The sequence below is a fragment of the Acidimicrobiia bacterium genome (genome assembly GCA_009694375.1).
In the GTDB taxonomy this organism is placed as follows: domain Bacteria; phylum Actinomycetota; class Acidimicrobiia; order Acidimicrobiales; family VFJN01; genus VFJN01.
This window is the reverse complement of the sequence record SHVB01000001.1, coordinates 194,870-215,018: the sequence shown is the minus strand read 5'-3', so window position 1 is coordinate 215,018 and position 20,149 is coordinate 194,870. Positions and strand designations below refer to the sequence as shown.

At 64.3% G+C, this 20,149-nt stretch carries 23 protein-coding genes; 13 read left to right on the top strand and 10 right to left on the bottom strand.

All coding sequences use genetic code 11. The features are described from left to right. Positions 1-16 precede the first annotated feature (16 nt). From EXQ71_01035 to EXQ71_01025, 3 genes are read left to right on the top strand one after another with little or no spacing between them, the layout of a single operon-like run. Positions 17-991 carry an MBL fold metallo-hydrolase gene (locus EXQ71_01035; protein MSO86088.1) on the top strand — a complete coding sequence of 325 codons (975 nt, stop codon included), beginning with the start codon at positions 17-19 and terminating at the stop codon, positions 989-991. A gap of 44 nt (positions 992-1,035) precedes the next feature. After that, positions 1,036-1,524, top strand: coding sequence for a flavin reductase (locus tag EXQ71_01030; GenBank protein MSO86087.1), 489 nt, complete (start codon positions 1,036-1,038; stop codon positions 1,522-1,524). A gap of 5 nt (positions 1,525-1,529) precedes the next feature. Continuing rightward, positions 1,530-2,051 (top strand): gamma carbonic anhydrase family protein, encoded by a 522-nt coding sequence (locus tag EXQ71_01025; GenBank protein MSO86086.1) that lies wholly within the window; start codon positions 1,530-1,532, stop codon positions 2,049-2,051. 15 nt (positions 2,052-2,066) lie between these two features. Here the strand turns inward: EXQ71_01025 and EXQ71_01020 are convergent, their stop codons facing one another. Together EXQ71_01020 and EXQ71_01015 are read right to left on the bottom strand one after the other, a co-directional pair. Further along, the gene (locus EXQ71_01020) at positions 2,067-4,445 is read right to left on the bottom strand and encodes a hypothetical protein (protein ID MSO86085.1); all 2,379 of its coding nucleotides are present in this window, start codon (positions 4,443-4,445) and stop codon (positions 2,067-2,069) included. Between the two features lie 203 nt (positions 4,446-4,648). Continuing rightward, complete coding sequence (locus EXQ71_01015) at positions 4,649-6,337, bottom strand: diguanylate cyclase (GenBank protein MSO86084.1); 1,689 nt, start codon at positions 6,335-6,337, stop codon at positions 4,649-4,651. Between the two features lie 109 nt (positions 6,338-6,446). On the opposite strand from EXQ71_01015, the gene sufB reads away from it, so the two are divergent. The 5 genes from sufB to sufC (EXQ71_00990) all read left to right on the top strand — a co-directional run bounded on the left by sufB (position 6,447) and on the right by sufC (EXQ71_00990) (position 10,516). Then, on the top strand, positions 6,447-7,844 hold the full coding sequence (gene sufB, locus EXQ71_01010; protein ID MSO86083.1) for a Fe-S cluster assembly protein SufB: 1,398 nt from the start codon (positions 6,447-6,449) through the stop codon (positions 7,842-7,844). 4 nt (positions 7,845-7,848) lie between these two features. Further along, the gene (locus tag EXQ71_01005; protein MSO86082.1) at positions 7,849-8,208 is read left to right on the top strand and encodes a hypothetical protein; all 360 of its coding nucleotides are present in this window, start codon (positions 7,849-7,851) and stop codon (positions 8,206-8,208) included. Positions 8,209-8,334: 126 nt separating this feature from the next. Next, complete coding sequence (locus EXQ71_01000; protein MSO86081.1) at positions 8,335-9,447, top strand: SufD family Fe-S cluster assembly protein; 1,113 nt, start codon at positions 8,335-8,337, stop codon at positions 9,445-9,447. Continuing rightward, complete coding sequence (locus EXQ71_00995) at positions 9,444-9,761, top strand: non-heme iron oxygenase ferredoxin subunit (GenBank protein MSO86080.1); 318 nt, start codon at positions 9,444-9,446, stop codon at positions 9,759-9,761. Before EXQ71_01000 ends, EXQ71_00995 begins: the two co-directional genes overlap by 4 nt. 8 nt (positions 9,762-9,769) lie before the next feature. Continuing rightward, positions 9,770-10,516, top strand: coding sequence for a Fe-S cluster assembly ATPase SufC (sufC, locus tag EXQ71_00990; GenBank protein MSO86079.1), 747 nt, complete (start codon positions 9,770-9,772; stop codon positions 10,514-10,516). Positions 10,517-10,519: 3 nt separating this feature from the next. Here the strand turns inward: sufC (EXQ71_00990) and EXQ71_00985 are convergent, their stop codons facing one another. From EXQ71_00985 to EXQ71_00955, 7 genes are read right to left on the bottom strand one after another with little or no spacing between them, the layout of a single operon-like run. Then, complete coding sequence (locus EXQ71_00985) at positions 10,520-10,993, bottom strand: SUF system NifU family Fe-S cluster assembly protein (GenBank protein ID MSO86078.1); 474 nt, start codon at positions 10,991-10,993, stop codon at positions 10,520-10,522. 28 nt (positions 10,994-11,021) lie between these two features. Beyond that, positions 11,022-12,275: a SufS family cysteine desulfurase gene (gene sufS, locus EXQ71_00980; protein ID MSO86077.1), complete on the bottom strand. Its 1,254-nt coding sequence runs from the start codon at positions 12,273-12,275 to the stop codon at positions 11,022-11,024. Beyond that, a complete protein-coding gene (gene sufC / locus EXQ71_00975; GenBank protein MSO86076.1) occupies positions 12,257-13,027 on the bottom strand; it encodes a Fe-S cluster assembly ATPase SufC in 771 nt (256 codons plus the stop codon). The genes sufS and sufC (EXQ71_00975) overlap by 19 nt, the downstream gene beginning before the upstream one ends. Positions 13,028-13,068: 41 nt before the next feature. Further along, entirely contained in the window at positions 13,069-13,488 is a 420-nt protein-coding gene (locus EXQ71_00970) for a hypothetical protein (protein MSO86075.1), read from the bottom strand. Next, the gene (locus tag EXQ71_00965; protein ID MSO86074.1) at positions 13,489-14,100 is read right to left on the bottom strand and encodes an MBL fold metallo-hydrolase; all 612 of its coding nucleotides are present in this window, start codon (positions 14,098-14,100) and stop codon (positions 13,489-13,491) included. Between the two features lie 4 nt (positions 14,101-14,104). Continuing rightward, a complete protein-coding gene (locus EXQ71_00960; protein MSO86073.1) occupies positions 14,105-14,515 on the bottom strand; it encodes a PIN domain-containing protein in 411 nt (136 codons plus the stop codon). Beyond that, positions 14,512-14,859: a type II toxin-antitoxin system prevent-host-death family antitoxin gene (locus tag EXQ71_00955; protein ID MSO86072.1), complete on the bottom strand. Its 348-nt coding sequence runs from the start codon at positions 14,857-14,859 to the stop codon at positions 14,512-14,514. Before EXQ71_00955 ends, EXQ71_00960 begins: the two co-directional genes overlap by 4 nt. On the opposite strand from EXQ71_00955, the gene EXQ71_00950 reads away from it, so the two are divergent. From EXQ71_00950 to EXQ71_00935, 4 genes are all read left to right on the top strand, one after another. Beyond that, the gene (locus EXQ71_00950; GenBank protein ID MSO86071.1) at positions 14,858-15,973 is read left to right on the top strand and encodes an acyl-CoA dehydrogenase; all 1,116 of its coding nucleotides are present in this window, start codon (positions 14,858-14,860) and stop codon (positions 15,971-15,973) included. The two genes, EXQ71_00955 and EXQ71_00950, sit on opposite strands and share 2 nt — an antisense overlap. Before the next feature lie 58 nt (positions 15,974-16,031). Then, positions 16,032-16,469: a hypothetical protein gene (locus tag EXQ71_00945; GenBank protein ID MSO86070.1), complete on the top strand. Its 438-nt coding sequence runs from the start codon at positions 16,032-16,034 to the stop codon at positions 16,467-16,469. Positions 16,470-16,770: 301 nt separating this feature from the next. After that, complete coding sequence (locus tag EXQ71_00940; GenBank protein ID MSO86069.1) at positions 16,771-16,977, top strand: hypothetical protein; 207 nt, start codon at positions 16,771-16,773, stop codon at positions 16,975-16,977. 5 nt (positions 16,978-16,982) lie between these two features. Beyond that, positions 16,983-17,744 carry a hypothetical protein gene (locus EXQ71_00935; protein ID MSO86068.1) on the top strand — a complete coding sequence of 254 codons (762 nt, stop codon included), beginning with the start codon at positions 16,983-16,985 and terminating at the stop codon, positions 17,742-17,744. Here EXQ71_00935 and EXQ71_00930 read toward each other — a convergent pair. After that, a complete protein-coding gene (locus EXQ71_00930; GenBank protein MSO86067.1) occupies positions 17,650-18,165 on the bottom strand; it encodes a hypothetical protein in 516 nt (171 codons plus the stop codon). The genes EXQ71_00935 and EXQ71_00930 overlap by 95 nt on opposite strands. Positions 18,166-18,491: 326 nt before the next feature. Here EXQ71_00930 and EXQ71_00925 point away from each other — a divergent pair, with 326 nt between their 5' ends. Then, positions 18,492-19,925 carry a hypothetical protein gene (locus tag EXQ71_00925; protein ID MSO86066.1) on the top strand — a complete coding sequence of 478 codons (1,434 nt, stop codon included), beginning with the start codon at positions 18,492-18,494 and terminating at the stop codon, positions 19,923-19,925. The last annotated feature ends 224 nt before the right edge of the window (positions 19,926-20,149 follow it).

Here is a 20,149-nt window from a genome sequence, read left to right as displayed (position 1 = left end):
CAACGTAACGTAGTGGGTGCTCGCGGGCGTCGCGCCTGTGCTCGCGCCAGCGGCTGAGACCTCGGTCACACGAGCATCGCGGGGGCGGGTGGCCCGATACTCTCACCCCGTTGAGTTACATCGGGGAAACCACCAAGGGGGAGAGCAACTGCTGAATGTCACGTTCTTCGGAGTGCGCGGTTCTACCCCGTGCTCGTGTGACTCCACCCGTCGCTACGGAGGCAACACGGCCTGCGTGGCGCTCGAAACGTCCGGTCAGCCTCCCATCGTGCTCGACCTGGGTACCGGGCTGCGTTTCTGGGGCGACACCCTCGATGAGACGGAGTGCTTTCGAGGGTCGGCGCTGGTCAGCCACCTGCATTGGGACCACATACAGGGTCTTCCTTTCTTCACGCCGGTGCTGCGTCCGGGTGCTCGCTTCGATGTTTACGCGCCGCCCCAGTCGGGGGAGGGCAGCGTGGAGGGAGCCTTCAACGCCATCATGCGTCCACCGTTCTTCCCGGTGACCGCGGAGGAACTTCTTGGTGACATTCGATTCCACGAAGCGTGGAATGTCGACCTCAACATAGAAGGGGCCAAGGTCATGGCGCGGGCGGTTCCGCATGTGGGCCCCACCAGCGGGTATCGGATTGAGATGGGGGGTACCACGGTGGCCTACATCCCCGACCACCAAATGCCCTCGGAGGGCCCACTCACCGTGTCTGATGCCGTTCTCGAACTCTGCGATGGAGTGGACTTACTCATCCACGATTCGCAGTACACCTCGGCGGAGTTCCAGGCCAAGTCTACCTGGGGCCACTGCACCGCCGAGTTTGCCCTGCAGGTTGCTCACGAGGCCGGAGCCCGCCGTCTGGTGCTCTTCCACCACGATCCCAGCCATGGTGATGAGGCCGTCGATGAGATCCTCGCCCGGGCTCGAGGGCTGGCCCGAGGAACCGGAGTAGAAGAAGTGATGGCCGCCCACGAGGGCCTGGTCATTTCCTTCGACTAGGCCGGTTGTCGTGCGTTGCGGCGCGAGCGGGTAGGTTCCCGCCGATGAGCGAACCACTCGCATTCGACACCGCCAAGTTCCGCCAGGTCCTCGGCCACTTCTCCACCGGTGTCACGGTGGTGACCGCCTACGCACAGGGCACTCCGGTGGGGTTGGCGGTTGGGTCATTCGCCTCGGTATCGCTCGACCCGCCCTTGGTGGCGTTTTTCCCGAACAGGGCATCTTCGAGTTGGCCCAAGATCGAGGAGTCCGGGCACTTCTGCGTCAACATTCTCGCCGAGACCCAAGAGGAGATCTGCCGACGGTTCGCCTCGCGCTCGGAGGACAAGTTCGCCGGTCTCGGATGGAAGACCGCCGGATCAGGGGCGCCGCTCCTGGATGGTGTGCTGGCCTGGATCGACTGTGACATCGAGTCGGTGAGCGACGCTGGCGACCACTTTTTGGTGATGGGTCGAGTGCGCGACCTGGGCATGAGTAATGAGGGTGCCCCCCTGCTGTTCTTCCGAGGTGGTTACGGCCGCTTCGCCGTGTAGAGCCCGTGCCCATCTACGCGCTGGGTTCCGCTGAGCCCGTGATCGACTCCACGGCCTATGTGCATCCCGATGCCGTGGTGATCGGACAGGTCACCCTTGGTCCGGAGGCTTCGGTGTGGCCCAGCGCAGTGCTGCGGGGCGACCCCGGCGGGATAGTCATTGGCGCGCGTACCTCCATCCAGGACGGCTCGGTGGTGCACACCACCCCGATGACCCCCACGGTGGTGGGCGACGAATGCGTTATTGGGCATCTCGTTCACCTGGAGGGCTGCACGATCGGCCACGGATGCCTGGTGGGATCGGGGGCCGTAGTGCTCAATGGGGCGGTCATCGAGGATGAGGCGTTGGTGGGGGCCGGTGCCCTCGTGCCAGGGAACCTGAGGGTTCCGAGCCGGGCGATGGCCTTGGGAGTACCGGCGACCTTGCGGCTCGATGCGCTGTCATCGCTGGACTCCATCCGGGTCGGAATGCTCGTCTACGTTGAACGCGGCCGGACCTATCGCCAGCACCTCCGTCGTCTCGACTGACGGTGGGCTCGGGAGTTAGGCGGGAGCGGGCTCGAGTAGTCGCAGGCTACCGGCGGGGGCCTGTTGGCGGGCCCACGCAGTCACGAATGGATCGTCGCTAAGCAAGATGATTTGGGTCTGCTCGGACAGCCGGTGCAGAACATCGAGGAGGTCCCACGTGCGTTTGGCGGGCACCCGGAGCAAGACCTCATCGAGCAGAGTGGGCATGGGGTCTCCGTTGGGACCGGCGTGGGCGGCTGTGGTGAGGTGGGATACGAGAAGGCGTTGAATCTCCTCGACTGCGCTGGGGTCGGCGCCAGCTTCGTGGCCGAGGTGTTTGATCTCGAGGCTCTCGATGCGCCGCTCGATGGCGGCATGGCGATCTTGGAGGCGGCCGAGGTCAATGGTGGGGGGCACCTCAGCGAGGCGACCCAGGATGTTCTCTCGATGCTGCTCGAGGTCTGCGATGTCGGGGGCGATGGCATCGGCGGCGGTGACCGTCGCCCATTCGGGGCGGCGTTGCTGGCGGGCGAGTTCCTGAAGGTAGTCGAATTCGGCGTCGATTTCGTGGCGGGGGCGAGACCGGGCCCGGGCATCCTCCCGCTCGGCGGCTTGCTCTACCACCTCGTGAATCCGCGCCGCCCGCTCGGCCAGGTCGCCGTCGTTGAACCCCAATTGGCCCAGCATGTGTTCGAGGTGAGCAGCCGCCTGCCTTTCCTGGGCGGCTGCCTCCGCCAGTCCGGCCTGACGGCGGGCGGCCATACCGAAGTGGACCCGTTGGTGGATGGCCCGGTTGATGTCGGTTGCCACCGCCAGTTCGGAACTGCTCAGTCCGAACGGACCACACAGTTCCTCCACTCGGGCCTGCGCGCTGGCTTCCGCCGGTAGGGCATTTTCGGCGAGCTCGCGACGCAGGTGCACGATCTCACTGGCCGCCCCGCCGAGGTTTCGGGCGGCATCGTGGTAGGCACGCACCTCCGGTTGGAGGCTGAGGGCCCTTTCCACGTCTACCTCTAAGCCGGCCATTTCTACCCAGATGGCCCGAGCCGCACGCTGCTGGGCCGTGGCGACATGGACGGATTCACGCAGCAGGGGGTCGATAGTGGCATCGACGCGTCGGATGTGGAAGGCGAGATACGTCGTCGCCCCTACGGTCTCGAGCGCGGTCCTCTCGACCTTGACAGCGTTAGCCAGGCGACGCCACGGCCTGAGGAACAAGACGGTGGCCGCCAAAACCGCCCCGATTATCCCCACTGGTATCAACACGGCCGTGCTGAGCGCGCCGGCGAGCGCCACGAGGCTGCCCACGGCGACGGCGGTGGCGCCCGTGACGTAGAGGCTCTCGGCCCGGTGGCGGGCATCCTCCACCTCGAGGTGGTTGGCCTCGATGGATTCGATGATGGAGGGGCCGGGCCCGGCGTCTCGGCCAAGGCCGCCGAGGGTGATCTGGATGCGGGCCAACTCGGCAGAGGTGGCTTGGAGGTTCTCGGCGGCACCCCAGAGCTGGGTCTGGTCTACGAGCCCTAGTTCGCTGACGATGAGATCCGATGGTGCGGGGAGCTTCGCCACCGCCATGATCTGAAGCTGGTGATCAAGGTTCTCTCGATCGGTATGGGCCTCCACGAGTGCCGCGATGGCCTCGTCGAGTCCGTCGGGAGTCTCGCCGGGGATGGTCTGGCCCTCCGCCAGGGCGGCCGCATCGAGGGATTCCTCGGGTACGCCGAGTTCTGTTCCCTCCTGAAGCGTCGCCAGGGCGTGTTCCCACCCTGCCGCCAACTCGAGAACCTGGGCGGCTTGTATCCCGAGCTTCTGATCCGCCGCTATTCCAACGGTGCCGGCATCGAGGGCGGCAACCTCGGCCCGTAGGCGATCGAGCCGGGCGAGCACTGAGGCGTACGCCCGTTGGGCCATGGTGTCATGGGCGGTGCGGAGTTGTTCGTCGATCGTGTTGAGCTCCGCCTTGAGAGTCGATGCCTTCTGTGATTCGCTTCGGGCCGCCTCCACCTCTTCGGTGAGTTGCGCCAGGATGGCACGAGCATCAGTAAGTTCAAGCGGCTCGTTGCCCGGTATGGGTCGGGAGGTTGCGACAACATCGCTGGCCTGCAGGAGGATCGCGGTAGCCAGCGCCTCCCGGGTGGGTGCCCAGTACCCGACGGGAAGGGGAGCGGGCGAACCGTCATCGTCGTAACGGGAGGCCAGGGTGCCATCGTGACTGAGGAGATCCACGGTGCGATTGTCAGCGTCTTGGTAGCGAAGGGCGGTGGATTCGCCTCCCCCGGTCAGGGCCGAGAGAATACTGGAGGTCAGTGCCTCGCGCTCGGCGGTGGGCAATCCGGCGAGCACTGTTAGGCGCGGGTGGAACTTCACCCGGAACGGGTCATCGGCCATCGACAGCACAAACTCATCGAACCGCATGGACGAGGCTCCTCTCGCGAGTAAGTATCGGCAGGCAAGTTGGGAATCTGTAGGCGGGAATCGGGCCAGATCAGACCCGGAATCGATCTGTTGCAAAGCACCGTGAAGACCAACGCGACGGGATCGTCGTCACATCACCGTGGGTGTGGTCGTGCTCAGCGACGGGTGCGTTGAGGTTGCGAGGGGTGATCGGAGCGGCGCAACTACTCGCTCGGTAGAGGCGACCGCAGCAACTCATCGTACGATTCGATTCGATTTCGGCCGAGGCTCTTGGCCCGGTACATCGCCTTGTCGGCCTCCCGAATAAGAGTTTCCGGGTCAGACTCGCCAGCGCCGGCCAGGAACGTGACGCCCAGACTGGCGGTGACGGGAATGAGATTCCCGCTGGCACTGATGGGAGTCTGTGACAGTGCCGTGAGGAGGCGCTGAGCGGTGAGGTTCGCCACCGCCGTATGGCGCAGGCCTGAGCAGACGACCACGAATTCGTCGCCTCCGAATCGACCCACCAGATCGGAGGAGCGCAGGACGGACGACAAGCGTTCGGCCACGGTATGGAGAAACTGATCGCCAACCTGATGCCCGAATTGGTCGTTCACCCTCTTGAAATTGTCGACGTCGAGGAACAGTACGGCGATTGCTTCGTCTGGGGCACTGCGGGTTGCGATGGCGGAGGCGAGGCGCTCGAGCAGCAGGCCCCGGTTGGGAAGCCCAGTGAGTGGATCGTGGTTCGCCCGATGGGTCAGTTGCATGCCGATCTCTCGTCGTTCGCTGGCGTCGTGGGCTAGCGCGGCGATGGAGTTCGTGTTTTCGATGGGATCGAACTGGGGGCTCAAGGATTGCCGGATCCATAAAGGAGTGCTATCGGCCCCGTTCATTGCGAGTTCGCCAACCCAATTTTCGCCCTGCAAAAGTTTCGGGCGTATCTCATTATCGATTTTATCGAGGCTCTCCGCGGTGTAGAGCAGATCGGCGCTGATGGGTAGTGGTAAACGGTCCAGGCCGAAGGCTGCTCGGGCGGTGGCGTTGCTCCAGGTCACCCGCCAGGCTTCGTCGATGATCCATACCAGGTCGCTGGTGGTCTCCAAGATGGTGGCGAGGCGGCTCGCATCCATTTGGGCTTTTACCAGATCGGTGATGTCGTCGATCGACCCGACGTAGCTGGTTGGCTGGCCGTCCGCTTCGGGTATCTTCAGGCTGCGGCTCGTCACCCATCGCATGGAACCGTCCGGTCGCTCTACCCGGTACTTGGTCTCGTAGGCCGCATCTTTTTCAGCCAATTCGGCAGATCGTTTGATTACCTGGGGGAGATCGTCGGGGTGAATGATGCTTGCTAGCCGACGACCGATGGCGGTGGCGGCGGACACCCCGGTGATCTCGGACCATCGTTTGTTGACGTACGTCAGGCGACCCGTCTGGTCCCGCGATTGAATTCCAACCGGTACCGAATCGGCCATAGCTTGAAACTGAACTCGGCTGGCGCTCAACTCCGCCTCCGCCAGTCGATTCGGGGTGACGTCCTCAAGGTCGGTCACATACATGATGTTGCCGCGGGAGTCGTGGGCGAGGACGGAGCGCACGGCGCATATGCGAATCTCATCGTCTGCCCGGCGCAGTCTGACCTCTATCTCCATCCGGTCGATCTCGCCCAGGAGGAGGCGGAGGCCGCCGTCGAGGATGACGTCAAGGTCGTCGGGATGGCTGATGTCCGCCGGCCCGGTGCCGAGGACGGCTTCGATGGGGCTACCTATGAACTCGGCATAGGCGGGGTTGGCTAGCACGATCGAGCCATCGGCATGGCTAATGAACTGCGGGTGGGGCGAGTGCTGGAACGACAGGGCTAGGAGTTCGTGCCGCGGCACGTTGTCGCTGAGATTGTCCACGGCGCCTCCCACCTCTCCACACTAGCGGTGCGTCGGGTGGATCCAGCAGGTGGGAACGACGGGCAAGAATTGTTACTATCAGGGTAGGAGAAATACCCGCGTCGCTCTGAAAGGCCGCACGATGGCTGTTACCGATCTCGATCTCTCGAAATACAAGCTCGGCTGGAGTGATGCCGAGGACTATGTGTTCAAGCCCAAGAAGGGTCTGAACGAGGACATCATCCGGGAGATGTCCTGGATGAAGGGCGAGCCCGATTGGATGCTCGAATTCCGGCTCCGGTCGTACCGGCATTTCCAGAAGCGCCCGATGCCAACGTGGGGCGGCGATACCTCCGAGATCTATCTCGACGACATTTATTACTACATCAAGCCCACCACCGGTCAGGTTGACAACTGGGACGACCTTCCCGATGCCATCAAGAACACCTACGAGAAGTTGGGCATCCCCGAGGCCGAGCGGAAGTACCTCGCCGGTGTTACCGCTCAGTACGAGAGTGAAGTGGTATTTCATCGCAATCGGGAAGACCTGGAGCGCCAGGGCGTCATCTTCTGCGACATGGATACCGCCCTGCGGGAGTACCCGGAGTTGGTGAAGCAGTACTGGGCCAAAATCATTCCGCCGAACGACAACAAGTTCTCCGCCCTCAACTCCTCGGTCTGGTCGGGTGGTTCCTTCATCTATGTACCGCCGGGGGTGGAAGTAGAGATGCCGCTTCAGGCGTACTTCCGCATCAATGCGGAGAACATGGGCCAGTTCGAACGCACCCTCATCATCGCTGACGAGGGTTCCAAGGTGCACTACATCGAGGGCTGCTCAGCCCCGGTCTACACCACCGACTCGCTGCATTCCGCCGTGGTGGAGATCATCGTGAAGCCGTCGGCCCGGGTGACCTACACCACGATCCAGAACTGGTCGAACAACGTGTTCAACCTGGTCACCAAGCGGGCCCGGGTTGAGGCTGAGGGCCACATGGAATGGATCGACGGCAACATCGGCAGTCGGCTCACGATGAAGTACCCAGCGGTGTACATGGTGGGTCCCAAGGCTTCTGGTGAGGTGCTCTCGGTGGCCTATGCCGGAGCCGGGCAACACCAGGACGCCGGCGCCAAAATGGTACACGCAGCCCCGGAGACCACCTCTAAGATCGTCTCCAAGTCCATCTCCAAAGATGGGGGACGTACCAGTTATCGCGGCCTAGTGCACGTGGACAAAGACGCCTACGGGTGCAAGAGCCATGTGCAGTGCGACGCCCTCATTCTCGACGAGGACTCCACCAGCGATACCTACCCGTACATGGAGGTTGGTTCTCGCGATGCGGTGATCGGCCACGAGGCCACTGTGTCCAAGGTGGCCGATGAACAACTCTTCTATCTGATGAGTCGGGGCCTCTCCAACGAGCAAGCGATGGGCATGATCGTGAATGGCTTCATCGAGCCCGTGACCCGCACCCTGCCGATGGAGTACGCCGTTGAGTGGAGCCGCCTGATCGAACTCCAGATGGAAGGCTCCGTAGGCTGACGTCGTGCCGATGCGCCAGGACTGCAAACAATTCGAGAGCCGCACCTATCCGAATGGCGATGCCGTGCGGAAGTGCAATCTGGACCTCGCGCCGGAGGCCCCGTGGCGCTGCCCCGATGACTGCTCCAAGTTTGAGCGTCGGCTGGCTGATGTGAATTGGAGCCACGGAACCCTCGTCACCCCCCCCACGCCCGAGGAGCCGATGGACGCCCTCGAGCGCCGCGATGGCTCGGTGGCGGCCGTGCTCGACGAAGCCGAGGATTATGTGAACTCCATCGGGGCCCAGGTTCTGGCCGAGGTAGAGGCCGAGCAGAGCGGCGGCGGCCGGTTTCGGCGCTTCTTCCGCCGCCCAGCGAAGTCTTGAGCCTTGGGAACCTCGCCCGCGCGCCGATAGGCTGGGGTTCCCCCGACGCCCCGACGAACCGGGTAGCGCCACATTCTTGAGGTCGTTCCCCTGAGCTCTTTCACTCTTGCTGCTTTCCCCGGACCGATGGGCCTCGACGCGCGCCGGATGGCGGCCCTCGAGCGCCTTGATCACGCGACCATGCCCACCTCGGCCGAGGAGGTGTGGCGCTACAGCCGCGTGGATGAACTCGATATGGCCCTATTTCGTCCGGTCATGGGCGGGGTCACCGTCACTCATGGCGATCTGGGCCCGGCGGTGGTGGCCCGGCTCTCGGAGGCGGTTGATCTGCTCCCCGAGGCGCCCGCGGAGGGCGACGCCCTCGTGTGGTGGCACGAGGTTTTGGCGGTCGATCCGATCGTCATTGTGGTGCCGGCCGGGGTAAGCGTCGAGGAGCCGATCGTGGTGCGCCACGTTGGGACAGCCGATGGGTGCGTCAGTGCCCCCCACCTAGTGGTGAGGGCGGGGGCCAACAGTCGGGTGGTGGTCGAGGAACGATTCGAGGGCGGGGGTGCGGGTCTGGTCCTGCCCCGCACGGTGTTGCAGGTGGCCGACGCCGCCCAGGTTGGCTACGTGGGGTTTCAGGAACTTCACCGATCGGCCTGGACGATTGGCACCCTGGAGATGGCCATTGAGGCGCAGGCGACGGTGACGGCGGGATTGGCTGGCTTCGGCGGCGACTACGCCCGCGTGCGCACTGATTGCTCTCTTATCGGCCGCGGCGCCACGGGCACCTTGCTCGCCGCCTACTTCGGCGACGGTGACCAGACGCTCGATTACCGCACCTTCCAGGAGCATGTGGCCCCCGACACGACCAGCAACCTCCTCTTCAAGGGAACCGTGAGCGATCGGTCTCGGTCTGTTTACACCGGTTTGATCCGGGTGGGAAAAGAAGCGCGTGGTACGAACGCCTTCCAGACGAACCGAAACATCAAACTGTCCGAAGAGGCCTGGGCCGAGTCGGTGCCCAACCTGGAGATCGAGAACAACGACGTGCACTGCAGTCATGCCTCGGCAGTCGGTCCCATTGATGCGGATCAGCGGTTCTACCTCGAGAGTCGCGGCGTGCCCACGGTGGTGGCTGAGCGCCTCATCGTGGCCGGGTTTTTTGATGAGGTATTCAGCGCTTTTCCCACCACGGACTTGCGCCCAGCACTCGATGCCGCGGTGGCCGTCAAGGTGCGCACGGTGCTCGCATGACGATGGTCGAGCGGATCGGCAAGTTTGAGGACATGGCCCCCGGCAGTGCCCGGCAGGTCATCATCGGCCCGCACCGGATCGCCGTTGTGCGCATCGACGATGCCGTGTACGCCATCGACGACCGCTGCAGCCATCAGGACATTTCCCTGGCCGAGGGCGAGGTGCTGTGCCACGAAAAGCAACTCGAGTGCTGGAAGCATGGCAGCGCGTTCTCCCTGGAGACGGGCCTGCCGCAGTCGCTGCCGGCCATCAAGCCCGTGCCGGTCTACGAAGTTTGCGTCGTCGATGGCGAGATTGAGGTGCGGATTCCATGAGCGAGCATGTGTTGGAGATCACAGGGCTACGGGCCGGGGTGGCGGGTAAGGAGATCCTCAAGGGAGTTGACCTCACGGTCCGCTCCGGTGAGGTGCACGCCATCATGGGGCCGAACGGATCGGGCAAGTCCACGTTGTCCCATGTGATCATGGGCCACCCGGGCTACGAAGTGTTGGGGGGAAGTGTCACGCTCGATGGCCTCGACATTCTCGCCCTCACGGCATCGGAGCGGGCGCAGGCCGGGCTCTTTCTGGCGATGCAGTATCCCACTGAGGTGCCGGGGGTGGCGGTGGTCGATGTGCTTGAGGCCGCTTTCGAGGCATCGGGGCGCAACCGGACCGAGGTGCCGGAGCGCCTCCGCGCCGAGGCCAGCCGGATCGGCTTCGACGATCGGTTCCTGGACCGAGCCATGAACGTGGACTTGTCCGGCGGCGAGAAGAAGCGAAATGAGACATTGCAGTTAGGGGTGCTCCAACCGGCCATCGCTATCCTGGACGAGATCGACTCCGGCCTCGACCTCGACGCCCTGCGGGCGTGCGCCCGTCGGATCGAGGCGGCCACCGAAGAGACCGGGCTCGGTGTCGTGGCCATCACCCATTACAACCGCCTGCTGCACGAACTGCGGGCCGATTACGTCCACGTGTTGGCTCACGGGGTGATCCAGCGTCGCGGCGGACCAGAACTGGCTCTGGAACTGGAAACCACCGGCTACGGCGAGTTCACCGCCGCCCATGGCGAGGCGAGCCTCTCCTAGCGGTCAGGGATCTTTGCTGGCCATCGCTTCATCGATGGCCTGCGCCAGGGTGTTCCAGGAAAGGGTGGCGCACTTGATGCGAACGGGGAACTTCACGACGCCCTGCAGGGCCTCGAGGTCGCCCAGTTTGACGTCCGGATCAGGGAGGGCGTCGCCGTGTTCATCGCCGCCTACGTGAATCGACATCATGGCCTTGAAGGCATTGGTGAGGCGGCGAACTTCATCGACGGTCTTGTCCTTGACCACCGCCGACATCATCGATGCCGAGGACTGGCTAATCGAGCAGCCCTGGCCGCCGATGCGGATGTCTTCCACGGCGCCGTTGGCGACGGTGAGGAAGATCACGATCTCGTCGCCGCAGAGCGGATTGAAGCCTTCCACCCTGGTGGCCGGTGGCGCGGGTAGTTCGCCACGGTTCCGGGGCGAGCGGTAGTGGTCGAGGATGATTTCTCGGTAGAGGTCTTCAAGGCCGGGCATCTGGCTGGTGATCCTAACGGGGTGGGCTCTAGAAGGAGAAGAACTCGGCGGCCGCCGCGATGGCGGCGGCTAGGGCATCCACGTCGGCTTCGTCGTTGTAGACGTAGAGCGATGCCCGCGCCGTGGCTGCGACACCGAGCACCCGCATCAGTGGCTTGGCGCAGTGGTGACCCGCCCGCACACACACCCCGTGTTGATCGAACACCTGGGTGAGGTCGTGGGGATGAAGATTTTTGAAGGTGAACGACATGACCCCGCCGCGTTCGGCCGCATCGGCGGGGCCGTGTATGCAAAGGTCCTCGCCGAAGCGTTCGGCGAGGGTGCGCAGGGCGTACCCGGTGAGGCTCACCTCGTGCTCGCGCACCGCGTCCATGCCGAGGCCTTCGAGGTAATCCACCGCCGCCCCGAGTCCTACGGCCTCGGCAATCGGAGGGGTGCCCGCCTCAAACTTCCAGGGAATGTCGTTGGTGGTAAAGCCTTCCTTGGTGACGTTGAGGATCATCTCTCCACCGCTGAGAAACGGGGGGGTGGCCTCTAGGATTTCCGAGGTGCCCCACAGCACTCCGATGCCGGTGGGGCCGAGCATCTTGTGGCCGGTAAAGGCCACGAAGTCGGCACCCCAGGCGGCCACGTTTGTGGCGGCGTGGGGGACGTGCTGAGAAGCATCGACCACCGCGATGGCCCCGGCCTGGTGCGCAGCATCCACGAGGCGGCGGACGGGGAGCATGGTGCCCAGCACGTTGGAGGTGGCGGCAAACGAGACGACCTTGGCTCCGTCGATGATCCGATCTGCTTCGGTGAGGTCCAGGTGGCCATCGGCGGTGATGGGGAGCCAGCGCAACTCGATACCCAACTCGTCGTGCAGTTGGTGCCAGGGCACGATGTTGGCGTGGTGTTCGAGCTCGGTGAGCACCACTACGTCGCCCGCCCGAAGATTGGCGCGACCCCAGGCCTTGGCTACCAGGTTGAGTGACTCGGTAGCGTTTTTTGTGAACACCACCTCCCGGCTCGCCGGGGCACCGATAAAACGTGCCACCTTGGCCCGGGCTTCCTCCAAGGCGTTGGTGGCCTCTTCGGCGATGAGGTAGGTGCCACGGTGCACGTTGGCATTCGAGTTGGCGTAATAGTGATCCATCGCATCGAGGACGGCGCGGGGCTTCTGGCTGGTGTTGGCGGAGTCGAGGTAGATGAGGCGACCGCCATGCACCTCCCGGTCGAGGATGGGGAAGTCGGCTTTGATGGCGGCGACGTCGAGGCCGTGGCTCACGCCGTGACCCGCCAGGCCTCATAGCCGTCGTGTTCAAGCCGTTCGGCTAGTTCCATGCCGCCTGACTCCACGATGCGACCGTCCACCAGAATGTGCACCACATCGGGCTCGAGGTGATCGAGGAGGCGTTGGTAATGCGTGATGGCCACGACGCCGAGGTCGGGGCGGTCGCGCCGTACCTCCTGTACGCCTTGGGCCACCACTTTCAGGGCGTCGATGTCGAGGCCGGAATCGGTTTCGTCGAGGATGGCGATCTCGGGTTCAAGGATGGCCATTTGCAGGATTTCGTTGCGCTTCTTCTCACCACCGGAGAAGCCTTCGTTGAGGAAGCGGTCGGCAAAGGACGGGTCCATGTCGAGCCGGGCCATCCACTCCATGATCGACAACCGCAACTCCAGCATCGACAGGTCGATGCCCTTGCGGGCCGAGAGGGCCTGACGAAGGAAGTTGAGGACCGACACCCCTTGCACCTGCTGCGGATACTGGAAGGCGAGGAACATGCCCGCCTTGCCCCGAATCTCGGTGTCCCACTCGGTGATGTCGTCTCCTTTGAACAACACCGTTCCGCCGGTGACCTCGTATTCCGGTGAGGCCATGAGGGTGGAGGCCAGGGTGGATTTCCCCGAGCCATTGGGACCCATGATGGCGTGCACCTCGCCGGGGAGCACGGTGAGGTCGATGCCCTGCAGGATCTCGGAGGCCTCGGAGCCACCGGCGGGGCGGGCGTGGAGGTCACGGATCTCAAACAGGGGGATGGCGGGGGGCATACCCATCAGTGTATTAGCACTATCTCGATAGTGGAAAAGCCTCAGGGATTATTTCTGGTACCGGGGGCGGCGGCGGGCGGGGGTGCATCCCGGAGGTCTTCCTTCCAGGCCCGGAAGCGATCGTGGCGGATCCCCGAGGGGCCCACCCCGTGATCGTGCCCGTCGGGGGTGAGGGTGAAGGTCCATTGGTCGGCCAGGTGACTGGCGCGCGCCGCCCAGTATCGGGCGTCGGCATGGCGGGCCGGGCCGGCCCGCCAGAGCAGCCAGGGGCCAATGCGGCGTTTGTAGCGGGCGATCGGCTGGTGGGGCAGGTCCTCGCCGAGGCGGAGAAGTTCGGCGGGGGCTTCCACCCAGGCCGTGGCGGGGATGGCTCGGTCGCGGAGGGGCGTGGGGGGGAGTTCGTGGGTGTGGCACCGAGTGTGGTCATCGGGCCGCTCGTGATCGGACCGGGCTGCGCCCATCTACCAGCCCCGGTCGATCCAGGCCTGCAGGTTGGGCCGTTCCGCCCCGATGGTGGTCCGGTCGCCGTGGCCGGGCAGCACGATGGTGTCGGCGGCGAGGGTGAAGAGGCGGCGATCCACCGACTCGATGATGGTGGAGAAGTCGCCGCCCGCAAAAGTGGCATTTCCCGGGCCACCGGGGAAGAGCGTGTCGCCGCTGAAGAGCACGGGGTGCCCTTCGAGCCGGAAACACATCGATCCTGGGGTGTGGCCAGGGGTGGCGATGGTGTGGAGTCGAAGGTGGCCCACCTCGATCACCGACTCGTCCTCGAGCACTTCGTCATACGACGGGAGCATCGCGGCATCTGCCGCCGTGACTCCCACGGAGTACCCGGCGTCTCGCAGCGCCGGTACCGCCTGGATGTGATCCCAGTGGCCGTGGGTTTCCAGCACCCGCCGGACGCCGAGTTGTTCGCATAGACCCAGCAGTAACTCGTGTTCGTTGGCGGCATCAAGCAGGACCGCTTCGCCGGTCTGGGTGCAGCGGAGCACCAAGACGTTGTTATCGACCGGGCCCACCACCACTTGGTGGATCTCCACCCCGGTGGTGGTGAAGATCAGCGTGTCGCTCATACCTTCAGGCTAGGGGGCTGAGCACCTCAAAGCCGAGGGCATCGGCGGCGGGGATCTGCTGGGGGTCGAAGGTCAAGAAGCGCACCGGGGTTGGAAGGCGATCGGCGGCGGCGAGGTGGATGGCATCTACCAGGGGCACGCCGTAGGTGGCGCCGATCTCCACCGCCCGGGCCAAGCCGCGATCATCGAGGGGAACCACCCAGAAGGCATCCCATTCCCGGCGCAGGGTTCGCCACAACTCCGCCTGTTGGCGCCCGGATACCGCGGCCCGGTGCAGTACCAGTTGCGCTTCGGTGCGCACGAGGGCCGAGGCGCACCACGCGTCGTCGCCGTCCATGGTGTCCATCACGATCCGGCGGTGGCGGTCTTGGAGGTAGCGCCGCACCAATGCCGAGGTATCCACGTACAAACTCATCCGCCTCGCACCTCGCGTAACACCCGTTCGAGGCGCACATCCACCGCCGTGTCCACCGGGCGGGGCGGGGCGGGGCGGTGGGGGGAATGGGGTGCTTCCATCAGGCCGGCGGCGGCGAGGTCAGGGAGCGACGGTGTCCCATTGGCTTCGATGGGGCCGAGCTGCGCCACCGGGCGGCCATCGATGGTGATGATGACCCGTTCACCGGCCCCGGCTTGGCGCACCGTGGCGGCCAGGTTGGCCCGCAGCTCCCGGGCCCCGATTTGATCCATGGCCGTAGTGTACGCATGTGTACGCGCTGCGGTTGGACCAAGAGCGGACGCACGCGGTAGACCCTGACCCATGAACTTCGCCTTTTCCGAGGAGCAAGAAGAGCTCCGCCGTATCACCCGCCAGTTCTTGGAGAGCAAGTCTCCCGAGGCCGAGGTCCGTCGTTTGATGGATACCGACGAGGGCTATGACGCCGCCGTGTGGGGTCAGATGGCCAACGAGTTGGGCCTGCAGAGCATGATCATTCCTGAGGAGTTCGGCGGCCAGGGCTTCACCTTTGTGGAACTCACCGTGGTGCTCGAGGAGATGGGGCGGGCTCTGTTGTGCGCCCCCTACTTCTCTTCCTGTGTGCTGGCCACGAGTGCCCTGCTGCACTCGGGTGATGACGCCGCCAAGAAGGAGTACCTCCCGGGCATCGCGTCGGGCGAGACAATCGCCACGCTGGCCTTCACCGAGGCCAACGGCCGATGGGACGAGGCCGGCATCACCGCCACCGCCGCCCCGGCCGGTGACGGGTACGCCATTACCGGTTCCAAGATGTTTGTGCTCGACGGGGCCCAGGCCAGTTTGTTGATCGTGGCCGCCCGGACCGCCGCGGGGGTGTCCCTCTTCGCCGTGGACCCTTCCGCCGCCGGTGTCACCCGCACGAACCTCGCCACCATGGACCAGACTCGCAAGCAAGCCAAGATCGACTTCGTGGACACCCCCGGTACCCTCATCGGCTCCGATGGTGCCGGGTGGGTCACCCTTGATCGAGTGCTGGATCTGGCCGCCGTAGCTCTGGCGGCCGAGCAGGTGGGTGGGGCCCAGAAGGTGCTCGAGACCGCCGTACAGTACGCCAAGGATCGCGTGCAGTTCGGCCGCCCGATCGGGTCGTTCCAGGCCATCAAGCACAAGTGCGCCGACATGCTTCTGGAGGTCGAGTCGGCCAAGTCCGCCGCCTACTACGCCGCTTGGTGCGCCGCCGAGCTGAACGACGAACTTCCGTCGGTGGCAAGCCTGGCCAAGGCGTACTGCTCCGAGGCCTACTTCCACGCAGCTGCGGAGAACATCCAGATCCACGGCGGCATCGGATTCACCTGGGAGCATCCGGCCCACCTCTACTTCAAGCGAGCCAAGAGTTCCGAGCTCCTCTTTGGTGATCCCACCTATCACCGTGAGCTTCTTGCTCAGCGCATCGGGATCTAAGCGTCTCGAGAGCGGCGGAGCTTGTCCGATGAGCTCTCCTGCGCTCTAGCCTCGCCCAATGGGTTGGGTCTTTGTCGGAGTAGCTGGCGTGCTCGTGTTTGCGATCGCGGCCTTGCTGGTGGGATCAGAGACGTTCCGGCTGGCCCATGAAACGCCCTCGGCCATCCTCGATGTAGATGAGGCCGTGCGGGCGGTGGGCGATCGGCTCCCTGTCGAGGTACAAGCCCGCGTGAGCTACGCGGAGGTGCGCCGGGCGATCCTCGCCGCTCTGGACCACCTCGCGGCCAACGGTCTCAGCGCCGCCCCCGGGCGCGATGTGCGGGTGATCGGCGAGCGGCCGGAGGTGGTCGTGGCTGACGATGAGACCGTGGCATCGGTGTTGGGCGCCCTGGATCAAGACGGGTTGGAGATCAGCGACTCCGACGCTCACGTCATTATCGCAGGGCTGTTCGACCATCTCGGGCGCATCGGGGCCCTGGGTCCGCTGGCCGAATAAGAAAATGGTCGCCTCAAACCGCCGATGACGTGGTTCACTGGGGCTACCAGAGAGAGGAGGTGGTCCGTCCAATGAACGACTGTTCTTGCGGGACCCTGGAGGTGGCTGGCCGCTAGCGCGGCTTGCTGGACCAGCTGGCGAAACCAAGCCAGCCGCCGCCGGAGACGCGTTGGGAACGTGGTCCCACCCCTCAGCCCGTCAGGGTGATGCCCTCCGGTTCTTCCCAGTACGAACGGAAACGGGGATCGTGTCGACGATGTCGATGCGATCCCCGATCCGCGTCTCCCGATAGGTTGCAGGGATGGACCGTCCGACCCGTTTCGAGCACACCCGTTGGCTCGGAGATAAGCGCACCCAAACCGTCTACGACCTCGATACCTTCGACCGACCTGAGGTGATCGACGAACTGATGGCCGCCGAAACCTTCCTTTCCTTCGGGCCCGACACGCTCGCCGAGGCGCGCAACCGTGGCTATCGCGCCGCGTCTCCCTACGGCGAGCCCGACTGAGCGCGTTGGAGTATCGCTTCCCCTCACACGGGCAGCTTCTCGCCGCCCACTTGGCCCGTCCGCCGATGCGGGCTGATGTGACCCAGAGCCCGGCCCTGGTGCTCGTCCACGGCTACCCCAGCGACGTCACCGAAGCCTCGATGGTGGCGGCGGCGCTGCCGGAGTTGGCCGATCGTATTGCCGCCGAGTTGGGCTGGGTGGTCATGGTGGTGGCACTGCGCGGCTGTGGCGAGTCCGAAGGAAGTTTCTCACTCGGCGGCTGGCTCGAGGACATCGCCGCCGCCGCCGCCCACCTGCGCAACGATGCCAGTGTGAGCGCGGTGTGGATCGCAGGATTTGGCACCGGAGGGGCGCTGGCTATTTGTGCCACCGCCCAAGATCCCGAGGTGCAGGGTGCCGCCACGCTCGGAGCGCCGGCCGATTTTGATGATTGGGCATCGCATCCGGGCCGCTTACTGGAGCACGCTCGGGAGGTGGGCATGGTGCGCGATGCCACCTTCCCGCCCGACATGGCGGCCTGGGCCGGTCAGTTGCGGGAGTGGCGGGCGGTGGCCTTTGCCCCCGCCATCGCGCCCCGGGCCTTGCTGGTGATCCACGGCAGCGAAGACGACCTCGTGCCGGTATTCGACGCTCGGGTTCTGGCGGATGCTTCCGGGCTGGGGGAGTTGCGCATCATGAACGGTGCTGGTCATCGCCTCCGTCACGACCCTCGGGCGGTGGCGGTCCTGCTGGGATGGCTCGATCGCCAACGGCACCGTCTCGACTGATGCAGCGTGGGGTGGACGGGCCGCGTGACCGCCCCACCACCACCCTCGACGTTGTCGCACCGGGTTCATGGGAAGAAGAAATGGGCGTATAACGACCGGGGAGAAACAGATGACAGATGACGCGATGGAAGACCGCCTGAATCGGCGTGCGTTGCTGCGGGGCGGCGAGGGTGGCGGCCTGCGACGCCTGGTCGATCCGGTCCCCCACGTCGGCGGTGACGGCGAACGGGTCGTCTAGTTGGTCGAGGTGCCCGTGTTGCAGTTGTCGATCGAGGTTCTGCGACATCTGGCGCAGCCGTATGGCGGCGGCGGTCAAGGCTTTCTCGATGTCGTCGAGTTCATCGGCAATCGTGTTGTCACTGTCAGGGGCGGCTTTGCCGCTGGGGAATGTGAGGACTGTTCCGTAGTGGTCGTTGGCCATCCCGCTCGTGTTCCTCAATTTCTGGGGCTCCCCCGCGCATGTCTCCCTGTTTGTGGATAAACAGCTCTCCGCTCTGGTGTCGGTATAGATGTCTCAGAGTGTGAATGTGGGTGACAAAATGCGCGGATTGTTGGGAGCTAGTTGCCACCCCTGCTGCTGAATCAGCCGCCCGAAAACGTCCATTTCAGTTCGCTACATCTTCCGCACTGAGCAAGCGCGTTGAGGCACTCCGGATGGATGCCCGTGCGCCGAGCTCTGGGTGTTCGTGGCGTTCACAACCACGGGTGATCCTCGACCACATCCCGAAGCATTTATGAATTCTTCCGATGCCGATCCTCAACTTTCCAAGCCAACGTGCGGAAGACTACCCTCCTCGTGTGGTCGGATCCGCGCTCGCAAATTTGTGGCTTCGGCTGCTTGCTGTGTTGGTGGTGCTGTTCCTGGTCGCCGCGTGCTCGTCGTCAGGGGAATCCTCGCCCTCTGACGGGGAATCGTCGCCCTCTGACGGGGAATCGTCGCCCTCTGACTCAGGTCAGACCGACATCACCAGTGCACTGAACTCCATGCTCGAACCGAGTGGCTCAGGCGTGCTGCTGCGAGTCCCTGACGGTCTTGACGGCACAGTCGTGCCGGCGACCTTCACACGCAACGACATCTACCCTCCTACGCAGATGTATGTTGACCCGCCGCAATGCACTGGCACGGGGAACGAAAGCGCCACTGATGGCTATGTGAGCGCGCAGGAATTTGTTATCGATTTCTGCTCAGACTCGAGTTCACCACCCGATGGCAGGGGCCAGCTTGCCGGCGTCGACCCATTCCTCGAGGCTGCGGTCGGGGTGGTTGTCGGAACACAGCTAAAGAGATTTGATAGCGGCATCTACTACCCGACGGATTCCAACTCGACTGACAAGAGATGCCGTTGGAACGGTTCGGCCTACGAATGCCCGGGCTCTGACGGAAAGGGTGGGGCAGGCAGTGTTGACGGCAAAGGCTGCCAGCCGACGCAGGTAGACGCTCCAGGCCCTGATGGACTGAAGTTAGTCTCCGACCCGACATGCAAGTGCGAAGCTAAACTCAGCGGGAACGGTTGGGCCGACTGGATTGATCACTGGCTCAAGTACGCCAGCAACCACCCGGGCATATTGCCGCAATACACCTACTTCACCGGTAACGACACGAACACCCCCTACAACGAGTCAGGCGGACAGGCGGGCAAGGCCCCAATGTTTGCAATGGACTGGTCATCCTGCTGGGTATCAGACATCAACGACCTGGTCGCTCTGCAAAATGCTTTTTGGCGGACCCGCGCGAGCTGGTTCAACGGCCTAGTGCCTCAGGCTCCGGACGGGCAGCGGAATCTGACCGATCAAGACGGGATGAAGTACTACTGGGGTTGGAATGAAACCCCGGTATCGAAGAGCATCGACAGCAGTCCGAGCAATTGGGACAGCATCGTCGTCAAACTTCCAGCTGGCATGAAGACGATCAGTGAACTGTCCCCTTCAGCAAGGTCTAGCCTGAGTTCCTCACTCGATAGGTTCGTCAAAGACAACTCCATTCCGCTGGGTAAACCGCAGGACGCATATGTCCTCACCCTGACTGAATCGCAGAGCGACAGCAACCCAGACCAGTGGCAGAGAAGGTTCTCCTGCCAGCCCTACGACTTCAACGCCGATGGCGGAAAATTGAAGATTAACTACCTCGCGACCTCGGATCAGGCCAGCGACGGCAAGGGTGCCTGCTGGTTGTCTGGTTGAGCCGACGACTAGTGGCGCCTTCGCTTTGCGATGGCGGTGCTTCCCCTCGCGAGCACGATCCGCCGGGGGCGCCATCGTGGCCAGACCGATCAGCATGGGTGGAGCTCACGGGCAGCGGCACTCGCCTCGAGGCCGGGTTGCAGCGGGGTCCCGGTGGGCAGAGACTGAACGGCCGCGAGATTGACGACCGCCACTGAATGCTGCCCACAGATGGTCGATTTCGC

Bases quoted from the DNA above. Each gene is read 5' to 3' on its own strand.
- EXQ71_01030 (MSO86087.1), top strand. From the start codon at position 1,036: ATGAGCGAACCACTCGCATTCGACACCGCCAAGTTCCGCCAGGTCCTC.
- EXQ71_01020 (MSO86085.1), bottom strand. From the start codon at position 4,445: ATGCGGTTCGATGAGTTTGTGCTGTCGATGGCCGATGACCCGTTCCGG.
- sufB (MSO86083.1), top strand. From the start codon at position 6,447: ATGGCTGTTACCGATCTCGATCTCTCGAAATACAAGCTCGGCTGGAGT.
- EXQ71_01000 (MSO86081.1), top strand. From the start codon at position 8,335: ATGGGCCTCGACGCGCGCCGGATGGCGGCCCTCGAGCGCCTTGATCAC.
- EXQ71_00995 (MSO86080.1), top strand. From the start codon at position 9,444: ATGACGATGGTCGAGCGGATCGGCAAGTTTGAGGACATGGCCCCCGGC.
- EXQ71_00985 (MSO86078.1), bottom strand. From the start codon at position 10,993: ATGCCCGGCCTTGAAGACCTCTACCGAGAAATCATCCTCGACCACTAC.
- sufC (MSO86076.1), bottom strand. From the start codon at position 13,027: ATGCCCCCCGCCATCCCCCTGTTTGAGATCCGTGACCTCCACGCCCGC.
- EXQ71_00970 (MSO86075.1), bottom strand. From the start codon at position 13,488: ATGGGCGCAGCCCGGTCCGATCACGAGCGGCCCGATGACCACACTCGG.
- EXQ71_00965 (MSO86074.1), bottom strand. From the start codon at position 14,100: ATGAGCGACACGCTGATCTTCACCACCACCGGGGTGGAGATCCACCAA.
- EXQ71_00960 (MSO86073.1), bottom strand. From the start codon at position 14,515: ATGAGTTTGTACGTGGATACCTCGGCATTGGTGCGGCGCTACCTCCAA.
- EXQ71_00950 (MSO86071.1), top strand. From the start codon at position 14,858: ATGAACTTCGCCTTTTCCGAGGAGCAAGAAGAGCTCCGCCGTATCACC.
- EXQ71_00955 (MSO86072.1), bottom strand. From the start codon at position 14,859: ATGGGTCAGGGTCTACCGCGTGCGTCCGCTCTTGGTCCAACCGCAGCG.
- EXQ71_00945 (MSO86070.1), top strand. From the start codon at position 16,032: ATGGGTTGGGTCTTTGTCGGAGTAGCTGGCGTGCTCGTGTTTGCGATC.
- EXQ71_00940 (MSO86069.1), top strand. From the start codon at position 16,771: ATGGACCGTCCGACCCGTTTCGAGCACACCCGTTGGCTCGGAGATAAG.
- EXQ71_00930 (MSO86067.1), bottom strand. From the start codon at position 18,165: ATGGCCAACGACCACTACGGAACAGTCCTCACATTCCCCAGCGGCAAA.
- EXQ71_00925 (MSO86066.1), top strand. From the start codon at position 18,492: ATGCCGATCCTCAACTTTCCAAGCCAACGTGCGGAAGACTACCCTCCT.